Source organism: Campylobacter concisus (assembly GCA_002092835.1).
In the GTDB taxonomy this organism is placed as follows: domain Bacteria; phylum Campylobacterota; class Campylobacteria; order Campylobacterales; family Campylobacteraceae; genus Campylobacter_A; species Campylobacter_A concisus_K.
Window position 1 is genome coordinate 17,772 of sequence record LVWL01000017.1, and the last position, 13,751, is coordinate 31,522.

The following is a 13,751-nucleotide window of genomic DNA, read 5'->3' on the forward strand; positions in this document are numbered from 1 at the left end:
TTTAAAAAGAAATTTTGAAGTTTTGAGATGTATAATTCTGTAACAATTTTCAAAGGAGTTATCTTGCTTGATATATCACTTATAATGCTTGGAGCAGGAAATTCTAGCCGTTTTGAGCTACCAGTAAAGAAGCAATGGCTTCGAATAGGAAGCGATCCACTTTGGCTATTTGCTACTAAAAATTTGAGTAACTTTTACACATTTAAAGAGATAATCGTCGTTAGCAAAGAGTGCAAATATATGTCAAAATTTGCTCCAAATTATAAATTTGTTGATGGCGGCGAAACTAGACAAGATAGCCTAAAAAACGCACTTAAGCTAGTAAATAGCGAATTTGTCTTGGTTAGCGACATCGCTCGCCCTTGCATTTCAAGCGAGCTTTTTCACAAGATTATAGAGGCAGCGAGTCAAGCCGATTGTGTAGTTCCAGCGCTAAAGATCGCAGACACCACTTATCTTGGCGAAAATGTGGTTGATAGAGATAAGGTAAAGCTTATCCAAACACCACAACTTTCTCGCACAGCACTTCTTAAAAAAGCTCTTAGTAGCAGTGAAATTTACACAGATGATAGCTCGGCCATGAGAGCCATTGGCGCAAGCGTATGGCAAATTTTAGGTGATGAGATGGCAAGAAAGATCACTTACAAAGAGGATCTTGCCAAAATTTCTGCTTTAAAAGAGCCCGAAAATGAAGTCTTTGTGGGAAACGGCTTTGATGTGCACGAGTTTGAAAAAGGTCGTCCTTTGATTCTTTGTGGCGAGAAGATCGACTATGAGTTTGGACTAAAGGCTCACAGCGACGGCGACGTGACACTTCATGCGCTAACTGACGCTATCTTGGGAGCTGCTGGACTTGGCGATATAGGCGAGCTTTTTCCTGATACGGATGCTAAATTTAAAGATATTAGCTCCATTTACTTGCTTGAGGAAGCTTACAAAATGGTGCAAAGTGTGGGCTTTGTGCTAACAAACGCTGATATCACGATAATGGCACAAAAACCAAAAATTTCAAAACTAAAGTCAAAAATGGAGGCAAATATCGCAAAAGCTCTAAATTTAAGCCAAAACCGCATAAATGTAAAGGCAACGACTACTGAAGGTCTTGGCTTTGTAGGCAGATGCGAAGGGATCGCTGTAATGGCAAGTGCAAGCCTTAAATTTTATAACTGGAAGCAAATATGAAAATTTTAATAGTAGAAAATGAAATTTACCTAGCTGGCTCGATGGCTAGCAAACTAGCTGATTTTGGCTACGACTGTGAGATCGCTAAAAGCGTCAAAGAGGCTTTAAAATTTGAAAATTTTGATGTAGTGTTACTTTCTACCACACTTCCAGGGCAGGATTTTTACCCTGTTATCGAAAAATTTAAAAGCTCTATCATCATTTTATTAATCGCTTATATCAATAGTGACACTGTGCTAAAACCGATTCAGGCAGGTGCGGTTGATTACATCCAAAAGCCATTTATGATAGAAGAGCTAGTTAGAAAGATAAAGCATTTTGAGGAATTTAGAAATTTCAAAAACGAGATCAAAAACTATGAAAGCTACGTAAATTACGCTTTAAAAGAGTACGAAATTTCTAGCTTTGAGGCAAAAAAGATAAAATTTCCACTGCTTTTAAAATCGAGCAAAAGCGGATACAGCGATAAATTTATATTTAGCTACGTAAAAGCTTGCAAATTACCATTTTTATTTTTAGGCAAAGCCTGTTTCTCTGAGCTTGAAAAGGCACTAGCCAAAAATGGTGACGAGCTAATCTATATGACAAATTTAGAGGAGCTAAAACAAGAAGAAAAAGAGAAAATTTTAGAAATTTGCAAAAAGAAAAAGGTCGCGATCTCAACTAGCGATTTTGCACAAAAAGCTCCATTTGATGAGCTTAAACTTTCACTTGCCAATAAAGATTTTAGTATAGATGAGATCGTCACTATCGATGAATATATCAAATACATAATCGTTAATTATCAAGACAAATTCCCAGATACTGAGCTTAGTAAAAAGCTTGGAATTTCTAGAAAATCACTTTGGGAAAAGAGAAAGAAATACGATGTTAGCAAGAAAAAATAGCGAAATTTCAATCAATACCGAAGTTTTTGGTGCTTTGGAGCTAATAAAAAATAAAATTCTCTCAGATTATGACTCGCTGATGGACGATGAACAGATAAAAGAGGTGAGCAAAAAAGGCTATTTTAATGGCGAGCCGATGCCGTATTCTTTTGGATTTGCTCCATTTGGCGAGCTAAATCAAAATATTGCTAGCAAGCTTGTTCCTGGACAAAAGGTAAATCTAAATCTTGATGGTAAGATCGTTGGACACATCAATGTTGCTAAGGTTTTTAAATTTGACGAGAGCATGAGAGCTAAAAATATATTTTTAGCAAACGAAGCCAGCAATGATAAAGAGCTAAATTTAGGCAAATACGGTATTAGTGGCGAATTTGAGCTTTATGATGAAAGTATGCAAATAAGCAAAAACGCACTAAATGATCTAATAAAAGAAGATGGCGCCAAAAAGATAACGGCTGTCTTTTTAACGGCCGATCCATTTAATAGAGCTCACGAGCGCCTTGTTAGAATGACTATTGACAAAGCTGATTTAGTAATCATTTTTTTAATACGAACACGCGAAGAAAAGCACGTTGATTACGAGATTAGAAAGCAAGTGCTAGATTATTTTATACAAAATTATTTACCGATAAAAAAGGTCTTTGTCTTTGCTCTAAAAAATACGACTCTTTTTAGCTCACATGCAAACCCAACACTTGAGTGCATCGCTGCTTCAAGATTTGGAGCAAATAAGCTAGTCATCGGACAAAACCACTCAGGAATTGGAATGTTTTTTGATCACAATGAAGCTCATACGATTCTTGATATTTATAAAAACGACCTAAATTTAGAGGTAATCGTACTGCCAGAGCTAGTTTATTGCAACAAATGCAAGACGCTAGTTAGCACTAAAAGTTGTCCGCACGGACAACATCATCAGATCAAATATCATCCAGATGTTATCAAGGAGCTGCTATTTAACGGCATTATGCCTCCAGCTATTCTTGTGAGGCCAGAAATTTCTGCACTGGTTTTAAGCAAACTCTTTACAAATCGATTCAAAGACGTGCAAAAGCTTTGCGATGACCTTTTCGTAAATTCAGGACTACTTGAAAACAAAACTGACCGCGACTTTTACGAAGAGCTTATGAAGCTTTATCAAACATCATCGATGACTTAAGGAAATTTATGCAAAAACTATTTTTAACTTTTTTTGGATTTGGACTTTTGCCAAAAGCGCCTGGTACTTGGGGCTCTATAGCTGGCGCTGTGGTAGCTTATTTTGTGCTTTATTTTTTATCATCAACCACGCTTTTTCTAGCTAGTATTTTGCTCTTTTTGATAAGCATTAGTGTTATAGATGATTTTGAAAAAAAGATAAATTCTCACGATGAAAGTTTTATCGTTATAGACGAAGTTGCTGGAGTTTGGCTTGCTATTGCCATTAGTGGAGCTACGATCTCTCAACTCATACTCTCGCTTGTGCTTTTTAGAGTGCTTGATATCAAAAAGCCTTCTATAATAGGTAGGATCGACCGCAATGTAAAAGGTGGCCTTGGCGTAATGGGCGATGATATGGTGGCTGGTTTTTTTGCTGGATTAATTAGCGCAATAATATACGGGGCTGCTATAAAATTTGGCATAACTTTGCCGTAAAAATATAGATTTTTGGCAAAGTTATATAGGCTTAAATATCTTTTATATAAATTTTAAGCAAGTCCTAGCTCATTTAAAACAGAACTTAGATTAACCGAGCTACTACTCTTACTATTAAGATTTTTTTGCTTCTCTAGCAGAGCTTGATTAGCAAGTGCTACATTTAGCTCTTTGCGATAATCGCTCAAAATTTTATCCATTATCTTAAGTAGCTCATTTTTTTGATCCTGTGTTTTTGCGGGATCATCTATGCCTAGAAGTTCTGTTAGCTCCTTTTTCTTTTGGGCTATTTTCTCTTCTATCTTGTTAGAATTTAGCTCGCTTATAAAACCAACTGCACCGATTTCAGTAAGTCTTTTTTTAAACTGTTCAACTTTATCTGAAATTTTTGCATCGCTTGCGATCTTATCCATAGCAAGGCTTAAAATTTCATCAAAACTATTTTTTTTATACTTAGTTTTGCTTGAGCCTGATTGCAATAAATAATCAATTATGTCGTTATTTTGTACCTTCATATATCTCCTTTTTACTGTATTGAGATATATTTTATAAGCAAGATTTATTCCTAAAAGTTAATCTCTTTGGCTGTTTTTGCTTTTTGTAAGATAAAACTAGCAAACTCATCACTAAAATTTGGGCACCAAACAACCTTGTAGAAGCTAAAATTTAGCTCTTTTGCAATCTTTGCATACTCAATAACTAGCTCAAAAATGGTCTCAGAGTTATCAATACAAAAAGAGAGCGGATAGACAAGAGCTTTTTTGTTATCGCACTTAGCCAAAACTTCATTCAGTGAAGGCTCTAGCCACTTTACCGGACCAAGACGTGATTGATAAGCCAGACTTATATCTTTAAAATTTAGCCCTTGCTCTTTTATCATTTTGCTTAAAATTTGTACATGCTCATTTATATGCTTTTCGTAGACATCGCCTTTTTTAATATGACTTTGAGGCAGTGAATGAGCTGAAAAAATTAAGCTTACATCGCTTGTGTCTATACCACTTATGGTTTTATTTATGTGGGAAATTATGATTTTATTATAGTTCTCATCGTCATAAAAGGTATCGCAAAGTAAAATTCTAGCCTTAACCCCCAGTTCGTCTTTTGCTTTTTTAAAATCATCCAAACTAGAAGATATCGTGGTTTTAGAGTGATGAGGATAAAGTGGCAAAAGTACTATCTCATCAAAATTTTCATATTTTTTCAGCACTTCTTTTGTAAAAGGCGAAGTATAGTTCATCGCAAAATCAATCGCACTAAACTCATTTTCAAAGCTTGAAATTTTATCGCAAAGCTTTTTTGTAAGCTCACAAATAGGCGACTTGCCACCGATTTGTTTATAGTTGTGCTGTGCGGCCTTTAGTCTACCTTTTACTATCATAAAAGCTACAAGTTTTCTTAAAAATTTATTTTTTATGCCCAAAATATATGGATCATCAAACATATTTTTTAAAAAAATTTCTACATCATCAAGGTTATTTGCACCACCCATATTTAAAAGCAAAAGTGCCTTTTTCTTCAAAATAACTCCTTAATTTTTATAGCATCGTCAATACTTGAAAGTTCGATGTTTTCGCCGCTTTGACAAAGGTCATAAAAGGCATCATATTGGGCTTTTATTTCATTGTTTAAAGGATCGGTTTTTAAATTCATCTGACCATTTTCATTTACTCTGTGAAGTTTATAATCAATAAGATCACCAAAATAAACACCCTCTTTGGCATTTACTTCTATTTTAAAACGTTCTAAAGAGCCACAAAAAGAATCAGTAATGCTCACCAAAATTTGATTTTTCATTTTAATGTTAATTCCAACATTATCACATATTTTAGTATTGGTTTTATTTGCCTGAGTATAAAAGAAGTTGCAGACTTCGCTACCTACTAAATTTTTAGTAAGATCTATATCGCAAAGTGAAAGCTCATTTATAATATTTCCCTCGCAAAGCGGTTTAAAATGAGCGATTGAGATACTGTAAATTTCTTCTTCTTTTAAAAGCGCCTTTTTTAGTGAAACAATGGTTGGATTAAAACGTTCATCAACACCAGTACAAACTCTTACTTTATTTACAACTGAGGCATATTTGATCTCTTTTAATTCGCTTACGCTTTTAAATATAGGCCTTGAAATCAATATATTTTGACAATATTTTGCACACTGACAAAATGCCTCTACAATCTCGTGTTGTGGCAAACAAAGTACAATGGCTTGTGGCTGAGCAACTTCGATAAATTCCTTAAATTCATCAAAAAATGGAGCCCTGCAAGATTCATCTCTATTTTCTTTATCAAAAACTCCACAAACTTCAAATTTGTCGGAACGTCTAAGTTCCATATAGTGCCTTTTGCCAACTAGATTGTATCCAACAATACCAATTTTAAGTTTCACCAAAAGCCTTTTAGTTCTATTTTTTAGGCTATTTTAGTTGCAAATCGCTTTTAAACAAATAAATTTATCAAATATCTTAAGTGAAAATTAATTTTGTATTTTTTATAAATTTACAAACGATTTTTGGCTAAAATCAAACAAAATTTTAAGATTAATGAGGAAACAATGCAAAGTTTAGATATAAGAAAGGCATATCTTGATTTTTTCGCAAGCAAAGGTCATGAGATCGTCGCGTCCGCACCCCTAGTGCCAAACGACGCTACGCTACTTTTTACAAACGCGGGTATGGTGCCGTTTAAAAGCATTTTCACCGGCGAAGTACCGCGCCCAACACCACCTATTCGCACGAGCTGTCAGACCTGCATCCGCGCAGGCGGCAAGCACAACGACCTAGACAACGTCGGCTACACCGCGCGCCACCACACGTTTTTTGAGATGCTGGGAAATTTTAGCTTCGGCGAGTACTTTAAAAAAGAGGCGATCGCTTACGCTTGGGAATTTGTAACAGAAGTACTAAAACTGCCAAAAGATAAGCTTTATGTAACCGTTCACGAGAGCGACGATGAGGCGTTTGAAATTTGGAGTACTCGCATCGCAAAAGAGAGAATTTACCGCTTTGGCGACCATGATAACTTCTGGCAGATGGGCGATACTGGGCCATGCGGACCGTGCTCGGAGATCTTCTACGACCAAGGCAGCGAGCACTTTAACACGCCTGAGGACTACATGGGCGGCGACGGCGATAGATTTCTTGAAATTTGGAACCTGGTTTTTATGCAGTACGAGCGCAGCAGCGACGGCAAGCTAACTCCGCTACCAAAGCCTAGCATCGACACGGGCATGGGTCTAGAGCGCGTCACGGCGATAATGGAAGGCAAATTTAGCAACTACGGCAGCTCGCTTTTTATGCCGCTTATAAACGAAGTAGCCGCGCTTTGCGGCAAGCCTTACGCCTATGAAAGTGGCGCTAGCTACCGCGTCATAAGCGACCACATCCGCTCAGTCACATTTTTGCTAGCTCAAGGCACGACATTTGATAAAGAAGGCCGTGGCTACGTGCTTCGCCGCATCTTACGCCGTGCGATCCGCCATGGATACTTGCTAGGCATAAAAGAGCCATTTATGTATAAGCTTGTCGATAAAGTTTGCGAGCTCATGGGCGGACACTACACCTATCTAAACGATAAAAAAGCGGCTGTAAAAGAGCAGATCAAGCTTGAAGAAGAGAGATTTTTAGCGACTATTGCAAGCGGTTTAGAGCTATTTGAGAGCGAGCTAAAAAATACAAAAGAAATTTTTAGTGGAGAGGCTGCGTTTAAGCTTTATGACACATTTGGCTTTCCACTTGATCTAACAGCTGACATGCTTAGAGAAAAGGGTCTAAAGGTCGATGAAGCAAGGTTTGATGAGCTTATGAGCGAGCAAAAAGCACGCGCAAAAGCTGCTTGGAAAGGCAGTGGCGACAAGAGCGCGAAGGGCGACTTTAAAGAGCTACTTGAAAAATTTGGCGAAAATAAATTTATAGGCTACGAAGAGCTTAAGAGCAAAAGTAAAATTCTAGCCCTGCTTGATGAAGAATTTAAAAATGTAGATAGTTTAGATGCTGGCAAAGAGGGCTGGGTGATGTTTGACGTCACTCCATTTTATGCTCAAAGTGGCGGCCAGTGCGGCGATAGCGGTAAGATAATTGGTAAAGCAAATGTGATTGATACGCAAAAATTTCATGGGCTAAATTTATCTTTAGTAAAAACTACCGTGGCACTAAAAGTTGGCGATGAAGTAGAGCTTGAAGTTTCTAGCGATAGAGCAGAAACTGCACGTCATCACAGCGCTACACACTTACTTCATGCAGCCCTTAGAAGCGTGCTTGGCACGCATATTGCTCAAGCTGGTTCAAGTGTAGAAGCAGATAGGCTAAGGTTTGACTTCTCCCATCCAAAAGCACTTACTAGCGAAGAAATTTCAAAGGTCGAAAATTTGGTAAATGAGTGGATACTAAATGGCGCTAACTCAAAAACAGAACTTATGAAGCTTGAAGATGCTAAAAATAGTGGAGCTATTGCACTATTTAATGAAAAATATGCTGATGATGTGAGAGTCGTTAGCTTTGGCAATGTCAGCAAAGAGCTTTGTGGTGGTACACACGTTAAAAATATAGATGAGATCGGATCGTTTTTCATCACAAAAGAGAGTGGTGTAAGTGCTGGTGTTAGGCGCATAGAGGCTGTTTGCTCAAGGGCTGCGCTAAATTTAGCAAGGTCTTTTAGAGCTGAGCTTGACGAGCTAAAAGATGAGCTAAAGAGCGCCGAGCCACTAAATGCGGTCAAAAAGCTAAAAAATGAGCTAAGAGTTTTAAAGGATAAACTAAAAAATGCTAAAAATTCTCATGAGCTAGTCTATTTAGATATAAATAAAACCAAACTTTGCGTCACAAGCGTAGATGGTGGAGATATAAAAACCTTGATAGACGAGTTTAAAAATGAGCATGAAAGTGCTGCTATTTTGCTAATCCAAGCCGATGAGAGTGGCAAAATTTCTCTTGCAGCTGGAGTCAAAAATGCTCCACTAAAAGCTGGTGCTTGGGTAAAATTTGCAGCACAAATTCTAGGCGGCAATGGCGGTGGTAAAGATGACTTTGCAACAGCTGGTGGCAAAAATGCATCAATGATAGAAGATGCGATAAAAGATTCATTTGGATACGCAAGGCAAGCCTTAGAAAAATGAGTCATTACGATATAGCTTTTATAAAATTTGACCAAGTAGTACTATTTTTGCATGTATGTTTTGTAGCTCTTTTTGTGGGGCTACAAGCCGGTCTTGTGCTCGTTGGAAGCTACTTTATAAAAAATAAATTTGAAGACAAGGAACGCTACCACATCTTACTTCACATTATAAGACGCTTTGGCATTGCGATTTTCATACTAATCCTTTGCGTGATAGCGACAAGCATAGTTATAATTTTTGGATTTTATGATGCAAATTTGACAAATCCTATGGCAAGTGCAATGGTGGCAACAAAATGCGCAATAGAACTATTTTTGCTATTAAATTTAAGCTATATATTTTATAGATACAAAAAGGCCTTAAAAGCACTAAGATCGCATGAAATGATCGAGCTAAACGAGAGTTTGATCGTTATAATTTATTACTTCACACCATTAAATTTATTAGCTTCGCTAGCAGCTATTTATCTTGGTATAAGTTATAAGGTATTTTTATGATAACACTTGCTTCAAGCTCACCAACAAGGGCAAATTTATTAAAAGATGCTTGTATAAATTTCACTCAAATTTCTTTCCAGTTTGACGAGAGTAAGATAGAAAAGAACGTAAAGCCTGAAATTTATGTCCAAAATGTCGTAAAAGCTAAAAAAAAGCAATTTTTAAAAGAAAATATAGGTCTTAAAAATTTGCTCTTTGCAGATAGCTGTGTGGCGTGTGGAGATAAAATTTTAGGTAAAGCAAAGGACGAAAAAGAAGCGATTGCTATGCTAAATTTACAAAGTGGCAACAAATGCAGCATCTATACGGCGATGATATTTTTAGGCGAATTTGAGCTTATAAACGTAAGTAAGACTACGTATAGATTTAAAAAATTTAATGAGCATGACCTTAATGAATACATAAAAAATAATGAGTGGCAAGGCAAGGCTGGAGCCATGACGATAGAAAATTTTAATAAAAAATACATCATCTCCCAACACGGCGAAACTAGCACGGCCATGGGACTAAATTTAAAAATATTAAAGGCATTTTTATGAAATATATCTTGGCATTTATCTTTATAGTTGCCATTTCACTTGGCGGAGCATTTTTATATTTTTATTCACAAGTTAGATTTGATGCTTACGCTATTATTGATTATAAACCAAAGCTTACAACGCAAATTTTTGATAGAAACAACGAACTCATTGCAAATATCTTTGAAGAAAATAGAATTTACGTAAAGTATAACGACATCCCGCCGCGTGTCATCGAAGCACTTGTGGCTATTGAGGATACGAGCTACTTTGAGCATGGTGGCATAAACGTAGAAGCTATGGCAAGAGCTGCCATAAAAGATATCAAGGCCAGAAAACTAGTCGAGGGAGCTTCAACACTAACACAACAGCTCATTAAAAATTTAGCTCTAAGCCGTGAGAAGAAATTTACAAGAAAGATAAAAGAAATCGTGCTTGCCATGAAGCTTGAAAGCGAGCTTAGCAAAGAAGATATCATCGAAAGATACCTAAATCATGTCTATTTTGGACATGGTTACTACGGCATAAAAACAGCAGCTGAGGGGTATTTTAGAAAAGAGTTAAATGAGCTAAGCATAAAAGAGGTTGCCATGCTAGTTGGCTTGCCAAAGGCTCCAAGCACCTATGATCCTACAAAGCACCTTGACCTATCACTTAGCCGTGCAAATAGAGTGCTTGAGAGAATGTATAGTATCGGCTGGATAAATGAGGATGAGTACCGCAAGGGCGTGCTTGAAGAGCCAGCGGTCTTTGACGATACACTCACAAGGAATAAAGCTCCTTACGTAGTCGATGAGATAATAAAAGAGGCTTCAAAGAAATTTGACGATATAAAAACTGGTGGTTATAAGATACAAAGCACAGTTGATCTAAATGTTCAAAAGATCGCTCAAGAAGCTCTAGTCTATGGCTACAATGAAATTTTAAAGCGCGATAAAAAAGCAAATGCAGAAATCCTAAATGGAGCTATAGTAGTCACTCATCCACAAAGTGGTCAAATTTTGGCACTAATTGGCGGTATTGACTACACAAAAAGCAGCTATAACCGTGCCACTCAAAGTAAGCGCCAGCCAGGATCTAGCTTTAAGCCATTTATCTATCAAATAGCCCTTGATAGCGGCTACTCAGTAGTCTCTCAAGTAGCTGATATCGCCAGGACATTTGACATGGGTAACGGCAAAGAGTGGACGCCAAAAAACTATAGCGGCGGTTTTCAAGGCTATATCACTATAAAATCAGCCATAACCCAGTCGCGTAACCTCGCAACCATAAATTTGCTAAACGACCTTGGTCTTAGCTCAGTTCGTAAACAGCTTACTGATATGGGCTTTAACGATATCCCAGAAAATTTATCTATCGCACTTGGAAGTTTTGGGATTTCGCCACTTGATTTTGCAAAATTTTACTCGATGTTCCCAAATGAGGGCGAGATGGTTGAGCCAACACTTATTAAGCATATAGAAAATAGCTTTGGGGCTTCGATGGATTATGAACCACAAAGAAAGCAAGTGCTAAAACCTGAGCAGGCATTTTTGATGACGACACTTCTTCAAAATGTCGTAAATAACGGTACTGGACGCAACGCTAAAATAAATGGCATCCAAATAGCAGGCAAAACCGGCACAACAAACAATAACATCGATGCTTGGTTTTGTGGCTACTCACCTGATATCGAAGCAATAATCTGGTACGGAAATGACGACAACAGCCCTATGAAAAAGATTGAGGGTGGTGGTAGAACAGCCGCACCTGTGTTTAAGAAATTTATGGAAGGCTACATTAAGCTTTATCCTACTTTAAGACGTGCATTTGAGCAGCCAGATGGTGTTTATAAAGGCTATTATGGTGGCAGTGACGAATACTACACAAACGACTCACCACTACCTCAAAATATACCAGCAAATGACATCATACAAGATCAAGAAAATGATGGATTATTATTTTAGGAAGATAAGATGTGGATTAAAATTTTACTTTGTTTAGTAGTCGCAAGTATTGCATATGGCGCTAATCTAAATACGGCCAGCAAAAACGAGTTGATGGAGCTTGGGCTAAGCAAAGGCCAAGCGTTAAACATTATAAAATACAGAAAAGCCCATAAATTTAAAAGCATCGATGAGCTTGAAAAAATCCAAGGTATTGGCTTTAACGATATGCAAAAAGTTAAGGCAAAACTTAGTATAAAAGAGAATACAAAAGTAAAAAAATCTGAAGTAAAAAGCTCTAAAGGCAAGAAAAAATAATCTTATTTTTTATTTGAAATTTCTAGCCATTTACATTTGAGTCCTATTATTATGGCTTTTACAAAGGCTGAAAAGATGCTAAATATTAATAAATTTAAAAATATCGGTTTTTTAAAGTTTCTGGTTTTATTTACTGCTTACATATTTTTTATAAATTATATCTTTTTATACAAAGGCGTTTTTTAGGCTTTCTACAAAATAATCAACTCTCTTTTTCTATATTCTTTTTTCTTATATTTGCAATTGTCTTTATCTTGGTTTTTGCTAGTATTTTTTGTATCTTATTTGTGCCTTTTTTGCTAAAGCCAGTTGCAATTATTTTGATTTTAGCAAGTGGCATATCTGTTTACTTTATGCAAGCATATGGTGTTATTATAGATAAAGATATGTTATTAAACGTCCTACACACCGATACCAAAGAAGCCTTTAGTTACTTTAGCACAGGTTTAGTTTTTTGGATAATTTTTACAACCATCTTACCTTGCGTATATGTATCATTTGTAAAAATTAACTATGGTAGTTTCAAAAATGAGCTTAAATCAAGAGCAAAAATTATCTCATTTTCTATAGTTGCGATAGCTATCATATTTTCATTAACGTCTAAAATTTTTATACCATTTTTTAGAGAACACTCAAATTTAAGGACCGCATTACTCCCATACTATCCCATCTACTCGGCTGCAAAGCTAGTAAAATCGATCACACAAAAACCACTACCTTTTACTTATGTAGCAGATGATGCGGTACTAGCTGATGATAAAAAGAAAATTTTAGTTTTGATAGTTGGCGAGACGCAAAGAAGCAGAAACTACTCACTAAATGCTACGCCAAAAACGATACGAATAAATTTACTAAACAAAAAGGTGTGGTAAGTTTTACAAATTTCTACTCATGTGGAACAGCCACGGAGACTAGCGTGCCTTGCTTATTTTCAGACTTAAAGCGAGAAAATTTTAGCAACCGCGAAGCTAAAGCTCGTGAAAATTTAGTTGATATCATCAACAAACTTGGAATAAAAACATACTTTTTTGGCAACAATAGCGGCGGCTGCAAGGGCGTTTGCGACAATCTTGATCAAAACCATACTTCAGATCATAGAGCAGAAGGCTTTGATGAAGTGATATTTGATGAGGCCAAAAAGGTCATCAAAGATGCAAATTCCACCACCTTTATCGTGCTACATCTGCAAGGCTCGCACGGCCCTATCTACTACAAAGGCTACCCAAGCAAATTTAAAGAATTTACCCCAACTTGTGATACTGCCGAGCTAAATAAATGCACGCCAGATGAGATAGCAAATACCTATGACAACACTATTTTATATGAGGACTATCTACAAAGCGAGCTAATAAACGCCCTTGAAGCAAGAAAAGATGAATTTGAAGTCACCATGTTCTTTTTCTCAGATCACGGGGAGAGCCTAGGTGAAAACGGTATATATTTACATGGTCTGCCTTATTCCATCGCTCCAGATGAGCAAAAACACATCCCAGCCATCGTCTTTTCAAGCGATAGTGGGCTTTTAAAAAGGCTAAAAGCTAGAAAAAACGAAAGTCTTTCGCATGATTTTATATTTAGCTCAGTTCTTGGATATTTTGGAATAAAAACTAAGGCCTATAAGCCAGAATTTGATATTTTCAGATAGTAAATTTAAAGCCAGCCTAGGCAAAGCCTGAA

The 13,751-nt window shown here is 36.7% G+C and carries 12 protein-coding genes and 1 pseudogene; 10 read left to right on the top strand and 3 right to left on the bottom strand.

Translation table 11 applies throughout. From position 1 onward, the window contains the following. Window positions 1–63 precede the first annotated feature (63 nt). From A3835_01260 to A3835_01275, 4 genes are read left to right on the top strand one after another with little or no spacing between them, the layout of a single operon-like run. Entirely contained in the window at window positions 64–1,182 is a 1,119-nt protein-coding gene (locus A3835_01260; GenBank protein ORI08951.1) for a bifunctional 2-C-methyl-D-erythritol 4-phosphate cytidylyltransferase/2-C-methyl-D-erythritol 2,4-cyclodiphosphate synthase, read from the top strand. After that, complete coding sequence (locus tag A3835_01265; protein ID ORI08952.1) at window positions 1,179–2,069, top strand: hypothetical protein; 891 nt, start codon at window positions 1,179–1,181, stop codon at window positions 2,067–2,069. Before A3835_01260 ends, A3835_01265 begins: the two co-directional genes overlap by 4 nt. Beyond that, window positions 2,050–3,228 (top strand): sulfate adenylyltransferase, encoded by a 1,179-nt coding sequence (locus A3835_01270; protein ID ORI08953.1) that lies wholly within the window; start codon window positions 2,050–2,052, stop codon window positions 3,226–3,228. Before A3835_01265 ends, A3835_01270 begins: the two co-directional genes overlap by 20 nt. 8 nt (window positions 3,229–3,236) lie before the next feature. Then, window positions 3,237–3,704, top strand: coding sequence for a phosphatidylglycerophosphatase A (locus A3835_01275; protein ID ORI08954.1), 468 nt, complete (start codon window positions 3,237–3,239; stop codon window positions 3,702–3,704). Window positions 3,705–3,757: 53 nt separating this feature from the next. Here the strand turns inward: A3835_01275 and A3835_01280 are convergent, their stop codons facing one another. The 3 genes from A3835_01280 to A3835_01290 are packed head-to-tail and all read right to left on the bottom strand — an operon-like array spanning window position 3,758 to window position 6,092. Further along, complete coding sequence (locus A3835_01280) at window positions 3,758–4,219, bottom strand: response regulator (protein ORI08955.1); 462 nt, start codon at window positions 4,217–4,219, stop codon at window positions 3,758–3,760. A 50-nt stretch (window positions 4,220–4,269) separates the two neighbouring features. Next, the gene (locus A3835_01285) at window positions 4,270–5,196 is read right to left on the bottom strand and encodes a ferrochelatase (protein ID ORI09038.1); all 927 of its coding nucleotides are present in this window, start codon (window positions 5,194–5,196) and stop codon (window positions 4,270–4,272) included. A gap of 26 nt (window positions 5,197–5,222) precedes the next feature. After that, the gene (locus A3835_01290; GenBank protein ORI08956.1) at window positions 5,223–6,092 is read right to left on the bottom strand and encodes an oxidoreductase; all 870 of its coding nucleotides are present in this window, start codon (window positions 6,090–6,092) and stop codon (window positions 5,223–5,225) included. A gap of 165 nt (window positions 6,093–6,257) precedes the next feature. Here A3835_01290 and A3835_01295 point away from each other — a divergent pair, with 165 nt between their 5' ends. The 6 genes and pseudogenes from A3835_01295 to A3835_01320 all read left to right on the top strand — a co-directional run bounded on the left by A3835_01295 (window position 6,258) and on the right by A3835_01320 (window position 13,719). Next, on the top strand, window positions 6,258–8,816 hold the full coding sequence (locus A3835_01295; GenBank protein ID ORI09039.1) for an alanine--tRNA ligase: 2,559 nt from the start codon (window positions 6,258–6,260) through the stop codon (window positions 8,814–8,816). Then, the gene (locus A3835_01300) at window positions 8,813–9,313 is read left to right on the top strand and encodes a 3-isopropylmalate dehydratase (protein ID ORI08957.1); all 501 of its coding nucleotides are present in this window, start codon (window positions 8,813–8,815) and stop codon (window positions 9,311–9,313) included. Before A3835_01295 ends, A3835_01300 begins: the two co-directional genes overlap by 4 nt. Then, window positions 9,310–9,852 (top strand): septum formation inhibitor Maf, encoded by a 543-nt coding sequence (locus tag A3835_01305; protein ORI08958.1) that lies wholly within the window; start codon window positions 9,310–9,312, stop codon window positions 9,850–9,852. Before A3835_01300 ends, A3835_01305 begins: the two co-directional genes overlap by 4 nt. Continuing rightward, window positions 9,849–11,777, top strand: a complete 1,929-nt coding sequence (locus tag A3835_01310) for a penicillin-binding protein (GenBank protein ORI08959.1) — start codon at window positions 9,849–9,851, stop codon at window positions 11,775–11,777. The genes A3835_01305 and A3835_01310 overlap by 4 nt, the downstream gene beginning before the upstream one ends. Before the next feature lie 9 nt (window positions 11,778–11,786). Then, window positions 11,787–12,074 carry a competence protein ComEA gene (locus A3835_01315; protein ORI08960.1) on the top strand — a complete coding sequence of 96 codons (288 nt, stop codon included), beginning with the start codon at window positions 11,787–11,789 and terminating at the stop codon, window positions 12,072–12,074. Between the two features lie 75 nt (window positions 12,075–12,149). Continuing rightward, window positions 12,150–13,719: pseudogene (locus tag A3835_01320) on the top strand (hypothetical protein). Window positions 13,720–13,751 lie beyond the last annotated feature (32 nt).

What these genes read in the sequence shown, in the direction of transcription:
- A3835_01275 (ORI08954.1), top strand. Translation starts at nt 3,237, where the DNA reads ATGCAAAAACTATTTTTAACTTTTTTTGGATTTGGACTTTTGCCAAAA.
- A3835_01285 (ORI09038.1), bottom strand. Translation starts at nt 5,196, where the DNA reads ATGGGTGGTGCAAATAACCTTGATGATGTAGAAATTTTTTTAAAAAAT.
- A3835_01305 (ORI08958.1), top strand. Translation starts at nt 9,310, where the DNA reads ATGATAACACTTGCTTCAAGCTCACCAACAAGGGCAAATTTATTAAAA.
- A3835_01315 (ORI08960.1), top strand. Translation starts at nt 11,787, where the DNA reads ATGTGGATTAAAATTTTACTTTGTTTAGTAGTCGCAAGTATTGCATAT.
- A3835_01280 (ORI08955.1), bottom strand. Translation starts at nt 4,219, where the DNA reads ATGAAGGTACAAAATAACGACATAATTGATTATTTATTGCAATCAGGC.
- A3835_01300 (ORI08957.1), top strand. Translation starts at nt 8,813, where the DNA reads ATGAGTCATTACGATATAGCTTTTATAAAATTTGACCAAGTAGTACTA.
- A3835_01310 (ORI08959.1), top strand. Translation starts at nt 9,849, where the DNA reads ATGAAATATATCTTGGCATTTATCTTTATAGTTGCCATTTCACTTGGC.
- A3835_01295 (ORI09039.1), top strand. Translation starts at nt 6,258, where the DNA reads ATGCAAAGTTTAGATATAAGAAAGGCATATCTTGATTTTTTCGCAAGC.
- A3835_01270 (ORI08953.1), top strand. Translation starts at nt 2,050, where the DNA reads ATGTTAGCAAGAAAAAATAGCGAAATTTCAATCAATACCGAAGTTTTT.
- A3835_01265 (ORI08952.1), top strand. Translation starts at nt 1,179, where the DNA reads ATGAAAATTTTAATAGTAGAAAATGAAATTTACCTAGCTGGCTCGATG.